Genomic DNA, 20,408 nt, shown 5'->3' with positions numbered 1-20,408 from the left:
GCTCACTCTCCTTTTCGGCAGTGCACTATGCCATTTTCAGTAATCAGCATGTCCATAAAGGCATCATGCTCATCCATGGGCACTTTCGGAACCAGTTGCATACCAAAGGCTAGCCCGATCCAGACAGGGGGCTTCGCAGCGGCATACTCTTCCGTCTCCCATGACGCACGCAATCGATCATAGTATCCTCGGCCGTAACCAAGCCTGCCTCCCTGAAGATCAAAAGCCAGCCCCGGAACAAACACAACATCCGGTAGTGTAACAACTTCAATCTCTTGTGAATCTTTGCCGGATACAATAGGTTCATGGATACCATACGCCCCCGGCTCAAGCTCACTCCAAGCGTTTACCATATGGACACTCATTGCACCACTTGCCGGAATGACACGCGGCAGCAGTACCCTATGCTGGTCCTTCCACGCCTGTGTAAGAAGCGCGTTGGTATCGAGTTCAGAACGGAAAGATACATAGGCCATCAGTGAGGCTATGTCTTTCGTCTTCAGCCACTCTGATGCATGCTTGCAGACCAGAAAAGACAATTCCCTTCTCTGGTCCGAGGAGAGCTCGTTTCGGGCGATGGTCTTCTCAGTTCTTAGTTGTTGCTTTGCTTTGGAGATCACCGACTCCTTGCTTGACATCGCCCGGCAACCCCCTATATTTATCCCAAGCTTATCCTTGTTTGTAAATCCAGTTTACCACTCTTCTCCCCGGTTCGCCAAGGTGGATAGGACTGTGTTTCTGGGCCAGGTCGTTATTCTCTGCTTCCGATATATCGAGCTCTCGCTTGGGAAACGCTTTTCATGTAAACTATAGAATAAGTTGTTCATACGGCTGAGGTATAAATGCCAAGGCGAAATATGCAAGGGTGGAGGTTTCATCGTTATGCTTCTTCAAGCGACAGGAATTACAAAATCATATGGTATACAGAACGTACTAGACGGCATAAGCCTTCAGGTAAATGAAAAGGAACGTGTCGGACTCGTGGGTGTTAATGGTGCCGGCAAATCAACTTTTCTGCAAATTCTGGCTGGTGAAATGTCCTATGACAGCGGTCAAATTCATAAATCAAAAGAAACTACTATCGGGTATTTAGCCCAAAATAGCGGACTTCAATCTGACAAAACCATTCATGAAGAAATGATGGCAGTTTTCGCTCCGCTGATCGAAGCCGAGGCTGAGCTAAGAGAGATGGAAGTTAGCATTGCCGATCCTAAGCTGGCAGACGACCCAAAACGGTACGAAGAACTGCTCGAAAGATATGCCCGCCGATCAGATTGGTTCAAGGACCACGGTGGTTATGAAATGAATACACGAATCCGCAGTGTCCTGCACGGCATGGGCTTCGGCGAGTTCCCACCGGATACACCTATCTCCACACTTAGTGGTGGCCAGAAGACTAGACTCGCATTAGCCCGCATTTTGCTTCAGGCTCCCGATCTTCTAATGCTGGATGAGCCGACGAACCATCTGGATATCGAAACATTAACATGGCTTGAGGATTATCTTCGCAGTTATGCTGGCGGAATTCTGGTCGTATCTCATGACCGTTATTTCCTTGATCGGCTTGTAACTACTATTGTAGAGATCGAGCGTCATCAATCTCGGCGTTATACAGGCAATTACAGCCGATATGTAGATTTGAAGGCTGCCGAATATGAAACACGGATGAAGCAGTATGAGAAACAGCAAGATGAAATCTCAAGAATGGAAGATTTCGTTCAGAAAAATATTGTGCGAGCATCTACCACGAAACGTGCGCAGAGCAGACGCAAAGCGCTTGAGAAGATGGACCGTATTGATCGACCGATGGGCGATCTGAAGAAAGCCAGCTTCTCTTTCGAGCCTGACTTCATGTCTGGTAAAGAAGTGCTGCAAGTCCGTAATGTTGCGGTTGCCTTTAATGATGGTCCACCTTTGTTCAAGGACGCTTCTTTCGAACTGCGCCGGGGAGAAACTGCTGCACTCATCGGTCCCAATGGTATTGGCAAATCTACACTGCTGCAATGTATGACTGGAACCCGCGAGCCTTCAACTGGAACTGTGAATTGGGGGACTAAGGTAAAGGTCGCTTATTATGATCAGGAACAGACCCGCCTCAATCCAAAGAACACAGTAATGGAAGAGCTATGGAGTGAATATCCAATGATTGAGGAAGCCAGAATCCGTACGATCCTTGGCAACTTCCTCTTCAGCGGTGAAGATGTTCTTAAGAAGATATCCGCGCTGAGCGGCGGCGAAAAAGCACGCGTTGCATTATCAAAGCTCATGTTGCGCGGCGCAAATATGCTCATCCTAGATGAGCCGACCAACCATTTGGATTTAGTCAGTCGTGAGGTCTTAGAATCAGCTTTAATTGATTTCGAGGGCACATTGCTCTTCATTTCTCATGACCGTTATTTCCTCAATAAAATGGCTGAACGGGTGCTTGAGCTTCATCCCGAGGGGATCGATCAATACCTTGGCAACTACGATGACTATATCGAGAAAAAACGAGAATTAGAAGAGATTGCGAAAGATGCCGCCGAATTAGCCGCCAAAAACGTCAACAAGGATGCTGCAGTTCCTGAAAAAAACGCTATTTCCTCCTTCGAAGCGGACAAGCAAGCCAAGCGTGAAGAGCGTAACCGGAAGCGGCGCATTGCTGAGCTAGAGGAAGGCATTGCTTCACTAGAAGAGTCGATCGCTTTTATAGAGAATGAAATGACTAAACCTGAAGTTTATCAGGATTATTTAGCACTTCAAGGTCATGAAGAGGATCTGAAGAACAAAAAAACTCAGCTTACCGATTTATTTAACGAATGGGAAATCCTTGCTGACGAATAATGTAAAAGCCACTTCATAAATTTTTTTCATATTTCTTATTTTGTTCATAAACAGTTATCCACAGCTCTATACACAGGTTTCGTGTATAACTCCCTACTAAAAAAGCCCCTAAGGGGCTTTTTTTATGCGTTAAATCAGTATTTTCGAATTACAGGAATTATTATCCACCGAATTATCCACATTATCCACAATTCCCACAAGGTTTCATTGCTAATAAAAATGGTTATAAGGTCATTTTAAAAAGAGCTGACATTGCTGATTTTACGCACTTTTTACACAATTCGTAGAGAATATGTGGATAACGTTGTCCACAACTTGACAAAAGACATAACCCCACCTAAAACCTGTCATCAAAAGCTAAAAAAGAACCCGCCATCTCTAAATCAGACAGCGGGTCGATGTATATTAAACGATTTGTGTAGAGAGCAGGGCAGCGTTACAGGCTGCAATATAGGCAATCCCTGCTGCCATGATAATATCTTGATGCGTAGCTGTGCCTCTAAATTTAAGACCTTCCCACTCTACCATCACAGCCGCCTCCGCCTGGGCGTTCTCTCCACTTCCAAGTGAATGCAGCTCAAGTCCCGCAAAATCGATGTCCTCTGAGATGCCTTGCCCAATAGCAGCGATAATGGCTTCAAGCGGACCATCTCCAGTACTAGTATGAGAAGTTTCCTGTCCAGACTTCAAATGGCGAACCGTAACCGCGGCCACCCGGCGCTGGGCACTGCCTGCCAATACCTGAACCTCACCCAGTTCATAGACCTGAGCTTGCTGTCCAGTTGTACTGCTCACCATTTGCAGCAACTGGTCATCACTGACTACCTTTTGGCGGTCAGCGGTCTCTTTAAACGATTCATAAAGTGCATCCAGCTCCGCAGGCTCCAGCGTAATACCATACTTCGCCGCCCGGTCCTTCAGCGCATGTCTGCCAGAATGCTTGCCCAGAATGATCATGCTACGCGGGATACCCAGCCGCTCTGGGTCCATAATCTCATAGGTGCTACGATCCTTCAGCAAACCATCCTGATGAATCCCTGACTCATGCTGGAAGGCATTTCTTCCGACGACTGGTTTGTTATAGGCGATTGGAAAATGCATCGCTCCGCTGATCAGCCGCGAAGTATCATACAGCTTATCAAGCACAATGCCTGTTTCTGCTCCAATCGCATCCCCGCGGGTTTCGAGCGCCATCACAAGCTCTTCCAGTGCGCAGTTCCCGGTACGCTCGCCGACTCCGTTCACAGTGACTTCGATCTGCGTCGCACCTCCATCAATTGCTGCCAGACTGTTGGCTACAGCCAGCCCCAAATCATTGTGACAGTGGGCACTGTAGCTTACCGTATCTCCACCTCTTGCTCCTAGCCGCACACGCCGGAACATTTCCCCATATTCATGTGGCAATGCGTAACCGACCGTATCGGGCAGATTGATAATAGAAGCGCCTTCCTCAATAACCGCTTCAATCATTTCAATCAGATCATCAATTCCTGTTCGCGCAGCATCCATCGCCGTGAATTCAACGACATCAGAGAATTGACGCGCATAAGCCGTCATCTCGCGGGCTTTGGCTACGACTTCAGCTCTGCTCATACGCAATTGATGCTGCAAATGAATATCAGAAGAGGAGATGAACAGGTGGATCCGCCGGCGTTCAGCATCTTGGGTTGCCCGGACTGCCGCGTCAATATCTCCTTTAACCGCCCGTGCAAAACCGCAAATTTCCACATTTCGCACCTTACGAGAAATCGTCTGTACTGCTGCAAAATCACCAGGGCTCGATATCGGAAATCCAGGCTCCATCACGTCAACACCCAGATCCGCAAGCTTATAGGCCAGCAGTATTTTTTGCTCTGGGGTGAGACTTGCACCCGGAGCCTGTTCACCATCTCGCAGAGTCGTATCGAAAATTTGTATACGTTTCTTTACTGGAATAATCATCTGATTTCCTCCTGTTTTCCTCTTATTGGATTCCTTACCCTAACCTATGCTTCAGCGCAGATCCACACGTCGACTTGTGGTCCTGCTAAATCCCCACCCACTGCTGCCGGCAGCTGATACGAATGAATCCTCTGCACAATTTGGAATGTGAAGAAGGTTCACTCTTGGCGTCTTATATAGCGCCTGAGTCCATAACCCGAGTTGCTGCTTCAATAAGAACGCAAAAACCCGCCGTCTCTAATAAAGAGACGGCGGGTTACCCCTCCGCGGTACCACTCTTTTTGACGCATAGGCTATTCATATAATCAAGCCATTAAGCTGCGTCCAGCTCTTCTTCCCGGTCCATCCTGAGGGAGTCAGGATATCTGGAAAGGTCCGATAACGGGGACAGCCGTAGGCAGCGTACTCTTATTTCCGCCGCTCCGCTCCCGGGCGAGATTCAAGACTTTCGGTGACTGCGTCGCACCACCCCGCAGCTCTCTGTTCACCGTCATTCCCTACTACTCCCGTTCTTAGCGTGTATTATATACATTCTCACTACTCAAAATCCATACAAAAAAGCCTGCCATCTCATTCAAGAGACGACAGGCTGTTAACCTTCGCGGTACCACTCTTGTTGATGCTCTGTACCGGTTAAGTTACTGCCGATTCCAATTGAACATCCACTCTACGGTCCAGTATGTTAGATACTCGACCACCCTTTCACGGAGGTTACCCGTAGACGGTGTACGAACGTTCCGGCGACAATTGCCGGTAATGCTTCCACCGTTCCGCTCCCAGACGAGTTCAGGTCCCCTTCGACTGCGTCGCACCTACCCGCAGCTCTCTTATCCCAGAGTATCCTTACTACTTCCGCTCATCGCGTTTCCTTGTATAATTGAACTGATTATACTCGTTAGCTCCAAATGATGTCAATAGGCGGATACAGACCATTGTTCCAATGAGAATCCAGGGTCTGCTACCATATCCAGCGGAGTACCGCCATCATGCTGCCACTTCACGTATGCAGCAGCTCCAATCATAGCTGCATTATCCGTGCAGTATACCGGAGGTGGAATAATAAGCTCAATGCCCTCCGCTTCACAGCGTGAGATCAATGCCGTGCGCAGGCCAGCATTAGCAGCAACACCTCCACACAGCAATAACTGCTTGGAGCTAGTAGCTTTAACAGCGCGTACCGCTTTTTCCACCAGCACCTCAACCACAGATTCTTGGAACCCGCGGGCAATGCCTGCGACATCTGGTGTGAGACCCTTCATCTTGCTCTGATTCACAACGTTCAGCACAGCCGACTTTAAGCCACTGAAGCTGAAATCATAAGAACCCGGCTCCAGCCATACTCTTGGTAACGGTACAACCTCAGTCGCCTCGCGGGCCAGACGATCCACATGAGGTCCACCGGGATAAGGGAATCCTAGTGCTCGTGCCACTTTATCATATGCTTCGCCTACGGCATCATCACGGGTGCGTCCGATAATTCGAAACTCACCCTCCCGCTCCATATGAACCAGTTCAGTATGTCCGCCGGACACCACTAGTGTCATGCATGGATACTGTAACTCTGCCACTAAACGGTTAGCATAAATATGCCCTGCAATATGATGTGTGCCAATTAGCGGCTTACCCCATGCGAGGGCAAGGCTCTTGGCAGCTACAACCCCAACAAGTAAAGCCCCCACCAAACCTGGGCCTTGTGTAACCGCCACCGCCGACAACTGATCTGGTGTAACCCCTGCTGAAGCGAGTGCTTCTTCTATCACCAGTGTAATTACTTCCACATGCTTACGGGAAGCTACTTCTGGTACTACGCCGCCGAAGGCGCGATGTGTCTCAATCTGACTCGAGATGATGTTGGATAACACTTCAGAGCCATTTTTGACTACAGCGACCGACGTTTCATCACAACTCGTCTCAATAGCAAGTATTAGTACAGGCTGAGCTGCGCCCGTTTCTGTCTTCATTTCAAGTCCACGCTTCCTTCCATATTCCCATGCTCCTCGTACTCTGGCAGATCCGCCCACATAATGAGCGCATCCTCGCGATTATCGGAATAATATCCTTTGCGTGTGCCAGCAGATCGAAAGCCTTTTTTACGATATAAATTCTGTGCTACCTCGTTCGATACCCGTACCTCAAGTGTAATTGACTTCATCCCCACATAAGATGCCGTCTTCATCAGCTCTTCGAGCAAACGCTCGCCCCATTTACGTCCACGATAGGCTTCAAGCAGGGCTATATTCGTCACATGCGCCTCATCCACGATGGCCCACATACCGGCATAACCGATAATATGACCAGCCAGCTCCATAACCATATATTTTGCAAAATGATTATGCGTCAGCTCGTTGCGAAAAGCTTCCTCTGTCCAAGGCATCGTGAAGGCTTCCCGTTCAATGATAAGAATGTCAGGAATATCCGTAAGCTTCATCAAACGAAAAACAAGTTCAGCCTCTTGAGCTATCATTGATTCCGCTTCCGTCATGGTTTCTTTAAGCCCCCTTCTCTGCTTAACCGCAGATTGGCCTCCGCTTCTGAGATCTGAGTATAGTTAGGGATCAAGCTATGGATATCATTTTTCTCTACCTCAAGCCGCGCTTCTCCAAGAAATCCTGTCCAGCGGCCTTCCATTTCATAAGGAACTGCAATAGAAACACCAAGATCCTTCAATGGACGAAGCGATTCCTCACTGCCATGAACTGCAGTCTCCCCAACAAACCAAAGAACAGCGGGCTTATTGCCTTCGACTGAAGCCTGTCCTAAACGTTCAGCTAAGTACTCCACCCAATCTGCCATCAGGCGGATGGCATCAGGTTCAAGACGGCTAGGAGCATTATTTCCCACAGCTGCGAATAATCCTGTATACACCTGTCCTCGGCGCGCATCCATTAGTGGAATGATCCAATCAGGCCCGTAGCTGTTATTCTCGGTAGTTTGTTCCGACGCTTTGGTCATCACGGTATTCTTGAGGGCTGTTTGATATCCGCCCCATGCTACTGCATGTAGACTCGAAATACCGACCACTGGGACATCCCATGCCCATGCCAGCGTTTTGGCAGCGGTAACTGCGATACGTGTCCCCGTATACGATCCAGGACCCACACCAACAGAAATCCCGCCCAGCATTGCAGCAGTAGTTCCTGTTGCTTGCAGCGCCTGCTCAATGATCGGGAGTAAATGCACCGAATGATTCCGTTCTCCGGAAGCATTTATTTCATGCAGTAGTTCCCCATTCTCTGTAACTGCCACGCCTAATACTGCAGTTGATGTATCCAGCGCTAAAAGCCGCTTGCGCGGCTCTGTATTCTGATTCGTCATATTCCTTAACCCCACTTCTGGATCAGCTGCCGGCAAAGCTCACCATACGGCTCCCCGATTCCGGTCACCGTAATCATTCTTTCATCTGGCCCCACTGTTTCCATGTATATATGCATATGCCGCGGCGGCATTAAATCCGTAATAATACTGCTCCATTCCACCAAGCAGACCCCTTGCCCGTAGAAATACTCATCAAGTCCAAGCTCGTCCGCTTCCTGAAGCGAAATCCGATATACATCCATATGATATAGGGGCAGACGGCCCTCGTACTCTTTAATAATTGTAAAAGTAGGACTGTTTACGATCCCCTTTACGCCGAGATGCCGAGCGTACCCTTGCGAGAATGCTGTTTTTCCTGCGCCCAGATCGCCGTCCAAGCCGATAATCATCCCTGGCGTTGAAGCAGTAGCTAGAGCAGCTGCAAGCAACTCCGTATCCTGGAGGCTGTAAGAACGGTAAGTGAACACCGTTTCGTCTGTATTGTCCAACTACAACTACCACCTTTTAAAATATACCTGCCAAAAACCATTACTATTAATTATATCGGTATGCTCCATCCATCGCAACAACTGTCCCAATTCAATCTCCCATGCCAGTATGCCAACAATAGAAAAAGAGACCTCTACGCAAAAATAAGCATAAAGAGTCTCTTTTATAAAAGTGTAATTTAGTTTATCTCAGCTCTTTGAACAAACCTTGTTAATGATCTTGCTCTTCTAACCGTTCAACGCCTACCGTATGCGTATTCGTTGGTCGAGAGCCCACTTGAACCGTAGCCATTCCGTTCTGTGCATCCACATGCTCAATCCATACAGGTTCTCCATCCAAATGTACACTTACCGTCTCTTTAGAAGCATAAATATCCTGTGCTCGTTTGACGTCCACCACTGTTCTCCTCCTTTATTTTACCTAAATCTCACGATTCTAATGGCGAAGTTTCTTCGAGGGTTGATTCCGCATCAAGCTTCTCCGAGTCCGAGACCTGACTTGCTTCCGGTGGAGCTATAATGCTGTCCCAATCCACAACTGTCGCTGGGATATCCTGCTCGCTCAGCGCATCGATCCACTCGTTTCCACGCGGTTCCATGACTTAGTATTCTCCTCCTCAGCTTTATTAGCCTGATTTTATATTTTCCCATGCTTCACAAAAAATGCACCCGGCTAGAAAAGCCTGTCCTGCCTCATACTAACCCAAAGCAAATAACTTAGATCAGGAGGCGTTTCTCATGCATACCGTTTGGAAAGGAGCCATCAGCTTCGGGCTAGTGCATGTTCCGGTTAAAATGTTCTCCGCTACGGAAGACAAGGACATTTCTCTGCGTTATATCCATAAGGAATGCGGCAGCCCACTGTCGTATGTACGTAAATGTCCGGTGTGTGACAAAGAGGTGGCTTGGGAAGAAATCGGCAAGGGTTATGAATATGAAAAAGGGAAGTTTGTTCTATTCGACAAAGAGGAACTGGATCAATTGACCGACGAAAGCAGCAAAAGCATTACCATACTCGACTTTGTTGATCTGACGGAGATCGATCCAATTTATTTTCAAAAAACCTATTACTTATCTCCGGATCAGGCTGGGACAAATGCATATCGGCTTCTTATGGAGGCCATGCGTCAAACTGGTAAAATTGGCATCGCAAAAATATCGATTCGTTCAAAAAGCAGTCTTGCTGCTATTCGTGTGCTGGAGGATTGCCTCGCCATCGAGACTATTTTTTATCCTGATGAAGTGCGACCGGTCTCGCAAGTGCCTGGCCTGCCCGAAGCAGGGACGGTGAATGATAAAGAGCTGGATATGGCCAAGCTGCTCATTTCACAGCTATCCACGCCTTTTGATCCGGCAAAATATACCGATGATTATCGCCAGCGTATGCTTGATCTAATCTCACATAAAATCGCAGGCGAGGAATTTCATATCGCTCCTGCCAAACAGGAAAGCAATGTAATTGATCTAATGGCAGCATTGCAGGCCAGTATTCAGGCTGTACAGCATATCCCTACAGATCCGGGTCCTTCATTAACAGATACTAAGAAAACAAAAACTAAAGCGGCTCCGGCTGCCAAAAGAAAAACAGCCAAGTCTAAAGCAGCAGCTGAGCCTGCCGATCAGCAAAACGAGGCTTCCGGGCCGATTCCAGTCATTGCACCAAAACCGAAACGCCGCAGCCCAAAAAGTAAAACAACCGTATCTTAGGAGGCTCTGGTGATGAAGCTTCAGCCTATTATTCCTTTTGAACCCATACTGGCTGGGCAGCTTCCAGCAGGCAACCAGTGGATCGCACAGATTAAATGGGATGGCGTTCGCATGTTGTCCTATTACGACGGAAGCACTACTCAGCTTATTAACAGACGTGGTAATTACCGTACAGCGCAATATCCAGAACTTACTGATGTATCTGCTTACTGTAAAGCTGACTCCGTTATTCTTGATGGTGAGATCATTGCACTGGGGGACGGCAAGCCCTCATTTCACGAAGTTATGCGGAGGGATAGCTTAAAGAATGGCTCCACCATTTCCGTCGTTAGGTATCAGGTTCCTGTCATTTATATGATTTTTGATATTCTGTTTTATAATGGCCAATCGACGATGGATCAGCCTTTATTCTCACGGCAGCAGCTGCTAAACGATATTCTGCTGCCGCATCCCCACGTACAGGCCGTACCCAGTTATACCGATCCCACAGAATTATTCGCCGCCGCTCAGACTCAGAGCTTAGAGGGAATCGTCTGCAAGGATATCAACAGTACTTATGCTCCCGGTGGAAAAGATAAACGCTGGCAGAAACGCAAAATCATTTCTGATCTTACGGCAGTAGCCGGGGGTGTAACGTTCCGAGACGGCATCGTCAATGCGTTACTTCTTGGGCTGTATGATGATAAAGGGAATTTGCATTATATCGGACATGCCGGGCCAGGAAAATTGACTGTACAGGATAAACGCGACTTAACTGCAGAGGTACAGCATTTAAAAATAGATCAAATGCCCTTTACAGCTGATCCCCAGCGAGGGAAGGGTGCTTTTTGGATAAAACCGAAGCTTGTCTTCAAAGTTCATTTTTTGGAATGGAATACCTCAGGCACTCTTCGTCAGCCGGTTACTCAAGCTAGGGTAGATCTTCCTCCCCAATCATGTACTATGGAGCAAAAAGGATAAACTCTTTTCAAAAAAACGTCCTCCCGAATTTATCGAGAGGACGTTTCTTATTGCGCTGTAAGATTCGTTACAATGGTCTCCAACTCTGCCTTTGTCTGCGCAGTATTTTTCGTATTCGTAAGCGTATAATCAATACTTCCATCCGCACTGGACCATACAAGCTGGACTTTTAGATCTCCATGGTGAGGACCAAACACAGTGTAAACTGCTTCAACCCCGTTGATGGTCAAATTTTCATCCTGGTCGCCAGGCAGCTGCGCTAAAGTAACCCCTTCCGGAAGCGTATATGCTGGAGCTGATTTTAGATTCAATCTCTCCCCATTTCGCAGATAAGTGATAGAAGTTTCTGTATCGCTCCACTTTAAGCTTTGTGAGATTACTTTTTTACCAGCAGCTTGTGCTTTAGCTTTTACCTGATCTCTGAGGGTTTTATACTCTGTACTGAAAAACTTCGGAAGCACTGGATTTAAAACGACATCCTGCAACTTATATTCGTCTGGTAGAGCAGCGGGTATCAGGAGTGAATTCCCAGTTAATGAAGATAGCTTCTGTGCTGCTTCGTTTATAGAGCTGAATCTGTATGGCATATAGCTTACACTCAAATCTTCCTCTGGATTAGATTTTTTGTCATTAACATAGAGAGCCTTAATTTCTCCCGCTTGTAGGGGAACAGCATATTCTTTGGCAATCAAATCCTTAATCGTTGGCGATACCTGTGGTGATTTCTGCTCAACCGGAACCGTACCTTTGCTTTTATTATTGCTCCCCGCAGGCACTGCGCCTGCTGTTCCACTTACCGCACTCATTAACACTATCAGGCTCAAAGCCGTGATGGCCGCACTTTTTTTAATCATCATTATAATATCCTCCCTTAACCCTTGGTTATTTGATCATGCTTTTAGCTACAGCCAACATTTCATTTGTCGTCAGCTTACTGACCCGATTGTCTGAAAGGGTATATTGTATTGCGCCTGATTTATCCAGCCACACTAGCTTAGTGTTGAAACTTGCTTCTTTAGCCGAATCGGTTGTAAGAATTACTTTCCTACCGTTGACCGTCAGTTCTTTCTTAGTTTCCAAAGCTCGTACAAAAGGCACCGCTCCTTCGGGAAGTTTGGCGGTCGCCACTCCAGTTACAATGCTAAAATTGGCTTTTCCTTTGGCATACAGCTGTATAGACAAGTTCGTCTGGCTCCAGCTGATGATCTTGCTAAACAACTGTTTGTTGGGATCACCTGCCGCCGCTGCTGCCTTTAGTTCCTGCTCTAATTGCAAATACAGCTCTGAATCGTTTGCTACAGACGGTGGATAAATGATGGCTGTCGCCAGAGCAAAGCCCTTAGGAAGATTTCCAGGCTGTGGTGTAGCTGGACCCTTCAACGCTTTGAATTTAGCAGCAAAGGATTTGTAGTCTTTAAAAACAAATCCTTTGCCAGAGAAGCTGATCGTATCCTGAGGGTTAGAGACTTTGTCACGTAAGTAGTAGACCAAAAGCGTACCTTCCTTCAAGCTTGCTACGATCGCCTGTAATTCCTTTTGAGGATTCTGATCGGTTGATGCTGAAGTCTGCTGTTCTGCTGCTGCCGCGACCGAAAGAAACAAGCCAGGCGCACCCCCACTTACAACTACTCCTGTTCCTAACAAGGTTGCTGCCGAGAGTACGATCAGTGTTTTTTTGAAATCATTATTGAGCTTCAATTTCTAACATCCTCTCCTTCTAAAAGGGTGAATGTAAGCTCACCCTGTTTTCAACTACACTTCTATAACACTCCAGCATGAGAAAAAGGGACTTTTTCTCACAAAAAAAGAGACCGCCCCAAGCAACCATCATGGCTTTTGGGACAGCCTCTTTTTTTGTTCTTAACATTACAAGTGACGCGCCAAGTGATGCAATATGTGAAGCACCTATAGAGTAATTAGGGAATTTCTCCCTAAAATTCAGAGATTTCTGTTCATCGGACTTATTATTAGGGAAAACTTCCCTGAAATTTGGCCTATTCGGCAACGAATAAAGAAATTCCTATGATTATTAGGGAGGAATTCCCTGATTTCGTTCATTTAGAGCGAATATCGGTTATTTTTAGGGAGTTTTTCCCTAATTAGTTTAAAGCATGTAAATCACACATAGCACATCGCCCACCGCCCCAACCAGTAGCATAGAACACTACGCGTGGCATATCGTCACATGGCACAGTAAAATCCATTACTTTTCCTATTCCATAAAAAAAGCTGCCTCCCAAGTAGATTTCACTACTTTAGAGACAGCTTCTCATAATGTACGGATAGAACAACAGTAGCTAGCGAATAAAACTATTGGCAATCGCTTGCCATTGTTCACGGGTTAAAATGTTATTCAATCCATCATTTAGACTACGAATCGTCTGGCTGGATTCATCATACCAATACAAACGATTCTGGGAAGACCAAGTCTGCCCCCCCTTCTCTGTACTCGCTGCGATAAAAACTGCTTCTTTACCAGTACCTGTCACAGACCATTTTTCGGCAGTCTGACCTTCCAAGATAGACACTTGCGTTGGATAACCCCTAAAAGCGCTCTGCATTAAGGATAGTGTAATTCTTTGATCCCCCTTATGGTAGGTAACCTCAGCACTCTCTATGGCATTCACAGCGATCTTCTCCATAAACAGCTTTTGGCCTGTTTTATCGACTTTTGCTTTTTTTTGAAATTGTTCAAACATTTCTTTATATTCCTTGTCTATCGGCCAATAAGGAGGAGCGGCTTTAAAAGTGGCGTACTCAAATTCATAACCATTAGCGAGTATGGAAGGCAGCTCGGGCCAGAAATCGCCAGTCCCTTTTAATTCTTTTACGAAATCTTGATATTTAGAATACACCGGAGAACTGAAAGCGAACTGCAATTGATTTCCATAGCCTAATCCTTTGACCAACTTAGTGAATTCAGTATCAATCACGTAATAGGCAGCCATTTCTCCGGGGTTCAAGCGGGCAAGCACCTGCTCATTATAAGTCGCTAATAAAGTCTGATACTTCTCAATCGCAGGAGAGGCCGTGGCAACAGGCTTACTATTATTAGTATGCACCGTCTGTACAATAGCCTTCCCTCCGCTGTTCACTAGCGTAATAGCTCCATCCGGAGGTTGCATGATATCAATTGTAGACTGGCTACCATGCTCCGTTAAACCTCCAAGGCCAGACAGCTGAAGGGCACCAAACCCGATCATCCCCAGCAATATAGCTGCGGAGACTCCTGAGAGAAGTCTCTTTCTAAATTTTGATGGATGCGGGATTGTCTTCTCTTGCTTCTGCATAACAGGATCTCTCGGCTCTGAGAATGACTCCAGCTCGTCTCTGAGATTCGCCATTTCTCCGTCCATCGTTTTCTGTTGTTCATGAATCGCCCTTACTCGCTTCATAACTGCTGCTTTTACATCTAGTTCGTCGCAGTTCCCCAATGCGTCCATTTTCTTTATCATTTTCTCTTCAACACAGCTTCGTTGCCCCACCATTCCGTCCCCCCTTTCTGAGCATTCATCATTTTGCCAAGCTTCGTAATCGTACGCCTGTATTTCTTCTTCACAGCATCAGTATTCTTATCAAGGATCTCCGCAATCTCCGGGAAGCTCTGTTCCTCAAAGATTCGCAGAACTAACAGATTTCGTTCATCTAATTTCAATTTCAAGAGGGCAAAGGTGAGATGTTCGTTAAATATGTAACGGTCCATCAACTGTTCCGGGCTTTCTGCAGGAGGATCCGGTTGAAAAAGCGCCATAATCTTCAAATGTCTTTGACGTTTGCGGATCAGGCTGAGGCAATGATGATAGGCAATTTTATATAGCCAAGAAGAAAAGCTCGTGATAGGGCGATATGTGCCTATGTGCTGATATGCCTTCACTAGAATATCCTGTACCGCATCCTCCGCTTCCGTACGGCTCCCAAGCAGCCGGCAGCAATAGCGGTAAATCGGCTTTTGAAAAGCTTCGACGATAAGGGCATAGGACTCTACCTCGCCTGCCTGTACCCGAACGACGGTGTGTTCGATCCCGTCCAAAATCAGCAAACTCCCCTTTCACATAACCGTATAACCTTATAACTCTTATGATCATCCAAAAGGGACAATTTGGAAATATTTTTTTCATGAAAAGGAACAGACTGGCACATAATACCCTCATTCCTATAACAGAGAGGAGGTTCAGGATGCCAGCAGCCATCAAAGGCACAATTACTGTAGACAGCCAAGAGATAACCATCACCAACCCAGAGAAGCTGCTATGGCCGGATTGCGGGATTACGAAGCGGATCTATCTGGAAAAGCTCGCCGCCCTCTCTCCCTACCTGCTGCGTTATTGTCGAGATCGGCTGCTAACCGTAATACGTTATCCGCATGGTATCTCTGGAATGTCCTTTTATCAGAAAAATGCACCTGATCCTCTTCCAGCCTTTGTCCAGACCGCTGTTCACGAGAATATTAACTATATCAAGCTGCAAGGTTTACCTGAGCTGATCTGGCTGGGTAATCTGGCTGCTTTGGAGTTTCATCCTTCTTTGCATTATGTAGGTAGCGAGCTGCCTTGTGAATGGATGATTGATCTAGATCCGTCGCGTGAGGTCGAGCCCCGTATCATGGAAGCAACTGCAATCGTAGGGACGGTCCTAACCTCCCTTGGTTTATCCTCTGTGCCCAAAACCTCCGGGGCTACCGGGGTACAGATCATCGTTCCTATCGAGACTGGCGTTACTTTTGATGGATTGCGAAAAATAGGATACTTTGTGGGGCGTTATGTCACTGAAAAGCACCCCGATTTATTCACCTTGGAGCGTCTGAAGAAGAATCGGGGAGATAAAATCTATTTTGACTACCTCCAGCATTACAGTGGCAAAACATTAGCTGCACCTTATACACCACGTGCCAGGCCGCTTGCTACAGTATCCACACCATTGCTCTGGAAAGAGGTTCAGCAAAACGTATCTCCTACTGATTTTCATCTGCTCAATATTGAGGAACGCCTGCAACAGATGGGAGATCTTTTGGAAAAAGTGCCACCACAGCCCGTCAAACAACTCATTGCTAAGCTTCCATAGGGATGGAATGCCACGAATAATGACCCCAAAAACAGCAATAAGCCCGCAGCATCATTTCATGCTACGGGCTTATCAGGCGTCCCACTCAAGGACAGAAGGTATATTGTATAAGAATACGGCATATCGAGTCTTGTTCACCGTATTTATTGCTCCATTATTCGTAAAAATACCTTCTTTCAGTTAATAGTACTAAAGTGCCAAGCTAAAACGCCTGCGGCGTCCTTGTAGGATGGTAAGCTAATGAATTGCTTTCTTCTTGAAACGGCCACCTTTAACATCATGAATGTTACCTATTGCGATGAATGCACCAGTATCCCAATCCTCAACAATGGATTTAAGCTTAGCTTCTTCCAAACGGGTGATAACCACGAAGATCACTTTCTTATTCTCCCCGGAAAATCCGCCTTCTCCATCTAAATAAGTAACACCACGTCCAAGACGTTCCGTCAAGGCTTCACCGATATCACGGAATTTATCACTAATAATCCATACCGATTTCGACTGATCCAGACCTTCAAGTGTAATGTCAATTACCTTGAATGCAATGTAATAAGCAATTAGTGAGAACATCGCATTATTCCAACCGAACACAAATCCAGCTCCGGATAAGATGAACAGGTTGAAGAACATAACAACTTCACCTACAGAGAAGGGAAGCTTCTTGGCTACTAGAATCGCAACAATTTCTGTACCATCTAGAGATCCGCCAAAACGTACAACTAGCCCAACACCTACACCAAGAATGATCCCCCCAAAAACGGCAGCAAGCATTGGCTCAACCGTAAAAGCATTCACATGATGCAACATTGAAGTACCAATAGACATAAGCACAATTGCATATAAGGTAGATAAGGCAAAGGTCTTACCGATTTGCTTATAACCGATTAACAAGAACGGAAGGTTTAACAGCGTCAATAAAATCCCCAGAGGAATGTCGAATAGATGTGATAAAATAATGGAGATACCGGTAATCCCACCATCAATCATTTGATTCGGTACGAGGAATATCTCAAGTGCAACAGCCATCATTGCTGCCCCAATGGATAACATGATCATTCGCTGCGCGAACTTAGCCATTTTATGTGTTCCGGTCTTCTGCAGCTTGTTCTTTTCCTCTTTGGCAATCATTTGTGGACTCACATTCATAGAACTCCCCCTACAATTTAACAGTATAGTGTTGAAACATTCGGAAGTATAATTATAATCTATACTTTCTTACATTTCTTCTTATACAATTATTATATCACAAAATAAGCCCTAATAATGAATGGAACACGTTATATCCTTCGAAAAATTCAGATTTAGTCCTCTTTCCGCTCATAATAGCGGAGATAACAACTGACACAGCCCTTCACCGAGTTTGACAATTCTCCCTCTCTCCTTAAACTTTACAGGATCAATAAATTCACTGTGCTTTTGATCCTTCTCAAACCCTGTGACTAGAGGGGATATAGCATCAGGATGTAGCAGCACAGCAGTCAATTCAAAGTTAGAATAAAAGCTGCGCATATCCAGATTTGCACTCCCCACTGTAGCGAGCAGATTATCGATAATCATGATTTTGGCATGCATAAATCCTTTAGTATAGCGGTAGAATTTCACTCCAGCGTCTTGTAAATTTTCTAAATAAGACAAAGAAGCATGATAGACAAGCACATTATCAGGCTTCGCCGGAATGATAATTCTTACATCCACTCCACGAAGTACTGCACTTTTCAAGGCCCGGCAGATGGCAGGATCAGGAATAAAATACGGTGAAGTAATCCAAATCCGCTGTTTAGCTGCACATAAGGCGGCAAAATACATCTCTTGAGAGGCGTCCATTGCAGCATCCGGACCACTCCCTACAATCTGCACGGCTTCTTGTGACTCACAATTATGTTTTGGGAACAGACGCGGATGGCTTGTGCTTTCGCCAGAGGCCAATCTCCAATCCTTTAAGAAGACATACTGAATATAATATACTGAGTCTCCTTCGAGACGCAGATGGGTATCACGCCAGTATCCCATTTTGAGATCCTTCCCCAAATAATCATCCCCTATATTCATTCCACCCGTGAAGCCAACGAGGCCATCTACCACCAGGATCTTCCGATGATTACGGAAATTAAAACGACGGTCTAACAGAGAACTAATCGGAGGTAAAAAAAAGTGGAACTCCACCCCAGCATTTCTCATCGTTCGAATAAACCTACGACTTAATTTATGACTGCCCAGACCATCACAAAGCAAGCGTACCTTAACGCCCTGTCGCGCCTTCCGAATCATAACATCTTGAAATTGCTCACCGATCTCATCATCACGATAAATATAAAATTCCATATGTATATGTTCTTTCGCTTCTTCCATAGCTTCCAGCATAGCATCATACGCTTCTCTCGCAGATGATAATACCCTGCTCTTGTTATGACCAGTAATTGGTCCTTCTGCGATCTTAGAAAGCAAACCCAATAGACCCTTATTATTCTCAAACTGAGCGTTCCCACTCTCAGTAACATCCTTTACTACCTTAATATTGCCAGAGACATGCGAACGAATTTCACGAAATAGTGTAGTACATCTTTTGTTTAATTTTCGATTCTGTCTATAATCACGGCCCAGAAAATAATAGAATGCCAGACCCAGCGGCGGACAACAGAATGAAATGAACAACCACGCCAAAGCCCTTTGCGGGCGACGAAACTCCATAAATACAATTACTGCGACCTGAATAATAAAAAGACTTAGAATTATCGCAAAAATCTTCAATTCCCTACCCCCTTCATTAATAAAACAGTTACCAATAGACTCGCTGCGACGATTCTATTACTGGTTTTGCCGTAACTCTCTTTCTTTATTCAAACAAACCGTTGTCATGTTCCTGAAAGATATGGAATACATAGAGTAGTAAGACAATTCGGGATGAGCCTAATGGAAGTAAGGTCGTTAGCTTCGTGTATCGTAAGGCGGCTGCCATATGCCGCAGAAAGGAGAAGCCATGAAGAGTCAGCCAGATCATAACCGGATTACGCTGCTCGTCGTAAGGGATGCCGGACGCCCAGTCAAACAACTCCAGATCTCCAAGCCACTTGCGTTCGCCCTGCCGGCAGCAGCAGCCCTGTCCCTCTCCAGTCTGGTCACCTCTATGCATTTCCATGCCTCGCAGTCGATCTCACAACTGGAAGCTGAGGCAGCCGCACTATCACTAACCAATCTCCGCATGGAAATGAAGGTCGCTGACAAGGATAAGGATCTAATGCAGCTTCGTACTCAAGTCAGCGAGCTATCAGAAGAGGCAGATAATATTAAAGACAAGCTGAAGAGTGTAAATGCGCTGGAACAGGAGTTACAGTCTTTGATCAACAAAAGCAAAGGCTCCGCCGCTGAAACAAAAGAATCAAAAAAGGGATCAACCGCTTCAAACTCAACCTTAGGCTTATCGAGCCGTAACGCTGTGCCAATCCCAAATGAGACATCTTTTAAAGCTACAATCACATCACAGGTAGGCGGAGAATATATCGCGTCTTATCAGAACGAATCGCTGAATCTAGTGGAGGAAACAAAAGACGATTTCGAAGAGATCCACGGTATGCTCGATGAAATGGTGGAAAGTATTACTCAAACTATCACTCTGGCGGAGCATGCGAATAACGTTCAAGCAAATCAACAGGCAAAAAAAGCTCAAGCTGAAAAAGCCAGACTAAATGCAGCGGTACTCTGGCCAACCGATTCTAGGGTCATCTCCTCAAGCTTCGGCTACCGAACAGATCCTTTCAAAGGTTTATCCGCGTTCCATTCAGGTGTCGATATTGCCGGGAACTTAGGCGATCCTGTATATGCCGCCTTAGACGGGGAGGTCGTTACCTCCGAGCAGATGGGTGCGAGAGGCAAGTATGTCGTGATCAAGCATTCGAACGGGCTTGAAACCTGGTATATGCATCTGCAGGCAATGAATGTATCTGCGGGAGACAAGGTTAATAAGGGGCAGAAGATCGGCTTGCTTGGAAACACTGGTCGAAGCACAGGACCTCATCTTCATTTCCAGGTAGTGAAGCAGAATAAAACTGTGGATCCATTGGATTATGTTAAACCCTAAACGTTAATGTAAAAATATATGAAATAGGAGGAATATAT

Annotated in this window: 19 protein-coding genes and 1 other annotated feature; of the genes, 5 read left to right on the top strand and 14 right to left on the bottom strand. The window is 46.0% G+C overall.

The features are described 5' to 3' along the window. Positions 1–2: 2 nt before the first annotated feature. Entirely contained in the window at positions 3–638 is a 636-nt protein-coding gene (locus tag MKY19_RS04995; RefSeq protein ID WP_339800858.1) for a 5-formyltetrahydrofolate cyclo-ligase, read from the bottom strand. Positions 639–882: 244 nt separating this feature from the next. Here MKY19_RS04995 and MKY19_RS04990 point away from each other — a divergent pair, with 244 nt between their 5' ends. Beyond that, complete coding sequence (locus tag MKY19_RS04990) at positions 883–2,823, top strand: ABC-F family ATP-binding cassette domain-containing protein (RefSeq protein ID WP_339800855.1); 1,941 nt, start codon at positions 883–885, stop codon at positions 2,821–2,823. A gap of 405 nt (positions 2,824–3,228) precedes the next feature. Here MKY19_RS04990 and MKY19_RS04985 read toward each other — a convergent pair whose 3' ends face one another. From MKY19_RS04985 to MKY19_RS04955, 7 genes are all read right to left on the bottom strand, one after another. After that, complete coding sequence (locus tag MKY19_RS04985; protein WP_339269062.1) at positions 3,229–4,764, bottom strand: 2-isopropylmalate synthase; 1,536 nt, start codon at positions 4,762–4,764, stop codon at positions 3,229–3,231. A 241-nt stretch (positions 4,765–5,005) separates the two neighbouring features. Then, positions 5,006–5,287: a binding site (T-box leader), on the bottom strand. 388 nt (positions 5,288–5,675) lie between these two features. Beyond that, positions 5,676–6,725 (bottom strand): tRNA (adenosine(37)-N6)-threonylcarbamoyltransferase complex transferase subunit TsaD, encoded by a 1,050-nt coding sequence (gene tsaD / locus MKY19_RS04980; protein ID WP_339800852.1) that lies wholly within the window; start codon positions 6,723–6,725, stop codon positions 5,676–5,678. Then, complete coding sequence (rimI, locus tag MKY19_RS04975; protein WP_042185263.1) at positions 6,722–7,246, bottom strand: ribosomal protein S18-alanine N-acetyltransferase; 525 nt, start codon at positions 7,244–7,246, stop codon at positions 6,722–6,724. The genes tsaD and rimI overlap by 4 nt, the downstream gene beginning before the upstream one ends. After that, complete coding sequence (tsaB, locus tag MKY19_RS04970) at positions 7,243–8,079, bottom strand: tRNA (adenosine(37)-N6)-threonylcarbamoyltransferase complex dimerization subunit type 1 TsaB (protein WP_339800849.1); 837 nt, start codon at positions 8,077–8,079, stop codon at positions 7,243–7,245. The genes rimI and tsaB overlap by 4 nt, the downstream gene beginning before the upstream one ends. 5 nt (positions 8,080–8,084) lie before the next feature. Then, on the bottom strand, positions 8,085–8,507 hold the full coding sequence (gene tsaE, locus MKY19_RS04965) for a tRNA (adenosine(37)-N6)-threonylcarbamoyltransferase complex ATPase subunit type 1 TsaE (RefSeq protein WP_231573469.1): 423 nt from the start codon (positions 8,505–8,507) through the stop codon (positions 8,085–8,087). Between the two features lie 271 nt (positions 8,508–8,778). Further along, positions 8,779–8,964: an H-type small acid-soluble spore protein gene (locus tag MKY19_RS04960; RefSeq protein WP_042193364.1), complete on the bottom strand. Its 186-nt coding sequence runs from the start codon at positions 8,962–8,964 to the stop codon at positions 8,779–8,781. 31 nt (positions 8,965–8,995) lie between these two features. After that, on the bottom strand, positions 8,996–9,166 hold the full coding sequence (locus MKY19_RS04955) for a hypothetical protein (RefSeq protein WP_156113056.1): 171 nt from the start codon (positions 9,164–9,166) through the stop codon (positions 8,996–8,998). 139 nt (positions 9,167–9,305) lie between these two features. Between MKY19_RS04955 and MKY19_RS04950 the strand changes: the two genes are divergently transcribed. Both MKY19_RS04950 and MKY19_RS04945 read left to right on the top strand, forming a co-directional pair. Continuing rightward, positions 9,306–10,274 (top strand): Ku protein, encoded by a 969-nt coding sequence (locus MKY19_RS04950; RefSeq protein WP_339800844.1) that lies wholly within the window; start codon positions 9,306–9,308, stop codon positions 10,272–10,274. Between the two features lie 12 nt (positions 10,275–10,286). After that, a complete protein-coding gene (locus tag MKY19_RS04945) occupies positions 10,287–11,234 on the top strand; it encodes a DNA ligase (RefSeq protein ID WP_339800841.1) in 948 nt (315 codons plus the stop codon). A 47-nt stretch (positions 11,235–11,281) separates the two neighbouring features. Here the strand turns inward: MKY19_RS04945 and MKY19_RS04940 are convergent, their stop codons facing one another. From MKY19_RS04940 to MKY19_RS04925, 4 genes are all read right to left on the bottom strand, one after another. Next, positions 11,282–12,091: a hypothetical protein gene (locus tag MKY19_RS04940; RefSeq protein ID WP_339800838.1), complete on the bottom strand. Its 810-nt coding sequence runs from the start codon at positions 12,089–12,091 to the stop codon at positions 11,282–11,284. A 25-nt stretch (positions 12,092–12,116) separates the two neighbouring features. Then, complete coding sequence (locus MKY19_RS04935; protein WP_339800835.1) at positions 12,117–12,932, bottom strand: hypothetical protein; 816 nt, start codon at positions 12,930–12,932, stop codon at positions 12,117–12,119. A gap of 599 nt (positions 12,933–13,531) precedes the next feature. Then, positions 13,532–14,722 carry a hypothetical protein gene (locus MKY19_RS04930; RefSeq protein WP_339800832.1) on the bottom strand — a complete coding sequence of 397 codons (1,191 nt, stop codon included), beginning with the start codon at positions 14,720–14,722 and terminating at the stop codon, positions 13,532–13,534. Next, positions 14,686–15,264 (bottom strand): sigma-70 family RNA polymerase sigma factor, encoded by a 579-nt coding sequence (locus tag MKY19_RS04925; RefSeq protein ID WP_339800829.1) that lies wholly within the window; start codon positions 15,262–15,264, stop codon positions 14,686–14,688. The genes MKY19_RS04930 and MKY19_RS04925 overlap by 37 nt, the downstream gene beginning before the upstream one ends. 146 nt (positions 15,265–15,410) lie before the next feature. Between MKY19_RS04925 and ligD the strand changes: the two genes are divergently transcribed. Continuing rightward, the gene (gene ligD / locus MKY19_RS04920; RefSeq protein WP_339800826.1) at positions 15,411–16,295 is read left to right on the top strand and encodes a non-homologous end-joining DNA ligase; all 885 of its coding nucleotides are present in this window, start codon (positions 15,411–15,413) and stop codon (positions 16,293–16,295) included. Between the two features lie 237 nt (positions 16,296–16,532). Here ligD and MKY19_RS04915 read toward each other — a convergent pair whose 3' ends face one another. Beyond that, entirely contained in the window at positions 16,533–17,372 is an 840-nt protein-coding gene (locus tag MKY19_RS04915) for a YitT family protein (RefSeq protein WP_231573468.1), read from the bottom strand. A gap of 240 nt (positions 17,373–17,612) precedes the next feature. Next, positions 17,613–19,043 carry a cardiolipin synthase gene (gene cls / locus MKY19_RS04910; RefSeq protein ID WP_339800823.1) on the bottom strand — a complete coding sequence of 477 codons (1,431 nt, stop codon included), beginning with the start codon at positions 19,041–19,043 and terminating at the stop codon, positions 17,613–17,615. 208 nt (positions 19,044–19,251) lie between these two features. Between cls and MKY19_RS04905 the strand changes: the two genes are divergently transcribed. Then, complete coding sequence (locus tag MKY19_RS04905; protein WP_339269040.1) at positions 19,252–20,370, top strand: peptidoglycan DD-metalloendopeptidase family protein; 1,119 nt, start codon at positions 19,252–19,254, stop codon at positions 20,368–20,370. The last annotated feature ends 38 nt before the right edge of the window (positions 20,371–20,408 follow it).

The sequence above is a fragment of the Paenibacillus sp. FSL R5-0744 genome, assembly GCF_037972555.1.
Lineage (GTDB): Bacteria > Bacillota > Bacilli > Paenibacillales > Paenibacillaceae > Paenibacillus_AQ.
This window is presented reverse-complemented; position numbering and strand designations above follow the sequence as displayed.

Excerpts from the sequence above, each read along its gene's own strand:
- MKY19_RS04955 (WP_156113056.1), bottom strand. The coding sequence starts at position 9,166 with ATGGAACCGCGTGGAAACGAGTGGATCGATGCGCTGAGCGAGCAGGAT.
- ligD (WP_339800826.1), top strand. The coding sequence starts at position 15,411 with ATGCCAGCAGCCATCAAAGGCACAATTACTGTAGACAGCCAAGAGATA.
- rimI (WP_042185263.1), bottom strand. The coding sequence starts at position 7,246 with ATGACGGAAGCGGAATCAATGATAGCTCAAGAGGCTGAACTTGTTTTT.
- tsaD (WP_339800852.1), bottom strand. The coding sequence starts at position 6,725 with ATGAAGACAGAAACGGGCGCAGCTCAGCCTGTACTAATACTTGCTATT.
- tsaB (WP_339800849.1), bottom strand. The coding sequence starts at position 8,079 with ATGACGAATCAGAATACAGAGCCGCGCAAGCGGCTTTTAGCGCTGGAT.
- MKY19_RS04990 (WP_339800855.1), top strand. The coding sequence starts at position 883 with ATGCTTCTTCAAGCGACAGGAATTACAAAATCATATGGTATACAGAAC.
- MKY19_RS04950 (WP_339800844.1), top strand. The coding sequence starts at position 9,306 with ATGCATACCGTTTGGAAAGGAGCCATCAGCTTCGGGCTAGTGCATGTT.
- MKY19_RS04915 (WP_231573468.1), bottom strand. The coding sequence starts at position 17,372 with ATGGCTAAGTTCGCGCAGCGAATGATCATGTTATCCATTGGGGCAGCA.
- MKY19_RS04940 (WP_339800838.1), bottom strand. The coding sequence starts at position 12,091 with ATGATGATTAAAAAAAGTGCGGCCATCACGGCTTTGAGCCTGATAGTG.
- MKY19_RS04995 (WP_339800858.1), bottom strand. The coding sequence starts at position 638 with ATGTCAAGCAAGGAGTCGGTGATCTCCAAAGCAAAGCAACAACTAAGA.
- MKY19_RS04945 (WP_339800841.1), top strand. The coding sequence starts at position 10,287 with ATGAAGCTTCAGCCTATTATTCCTTTTGAACCCATACTGGCTGGGCAG.
- MKY19_RS04930 (WP_339800832.1), bottom strand. The coding sequence starts at position 14,722 with ATGGTGGGGCAACGAAGCTGTGTTGAAGAGAAAATGATAAAGAAAATG.
- MKY19_RS04985 (WP_339269062.1), bottom strand. The coding sequence starts at position 4,764 with ATGATTATTCCAGTAAAGAAACGTATACAAATTTTCGATACGACTCTG.
- MKY19_RS04905 (WP_339269040.1), top strand. The coding sequence starts at position 19,252 with ATGCCGCAGAAAGGAGAAGCCATGAAGAGTCAGCCAGATCATAACCGG.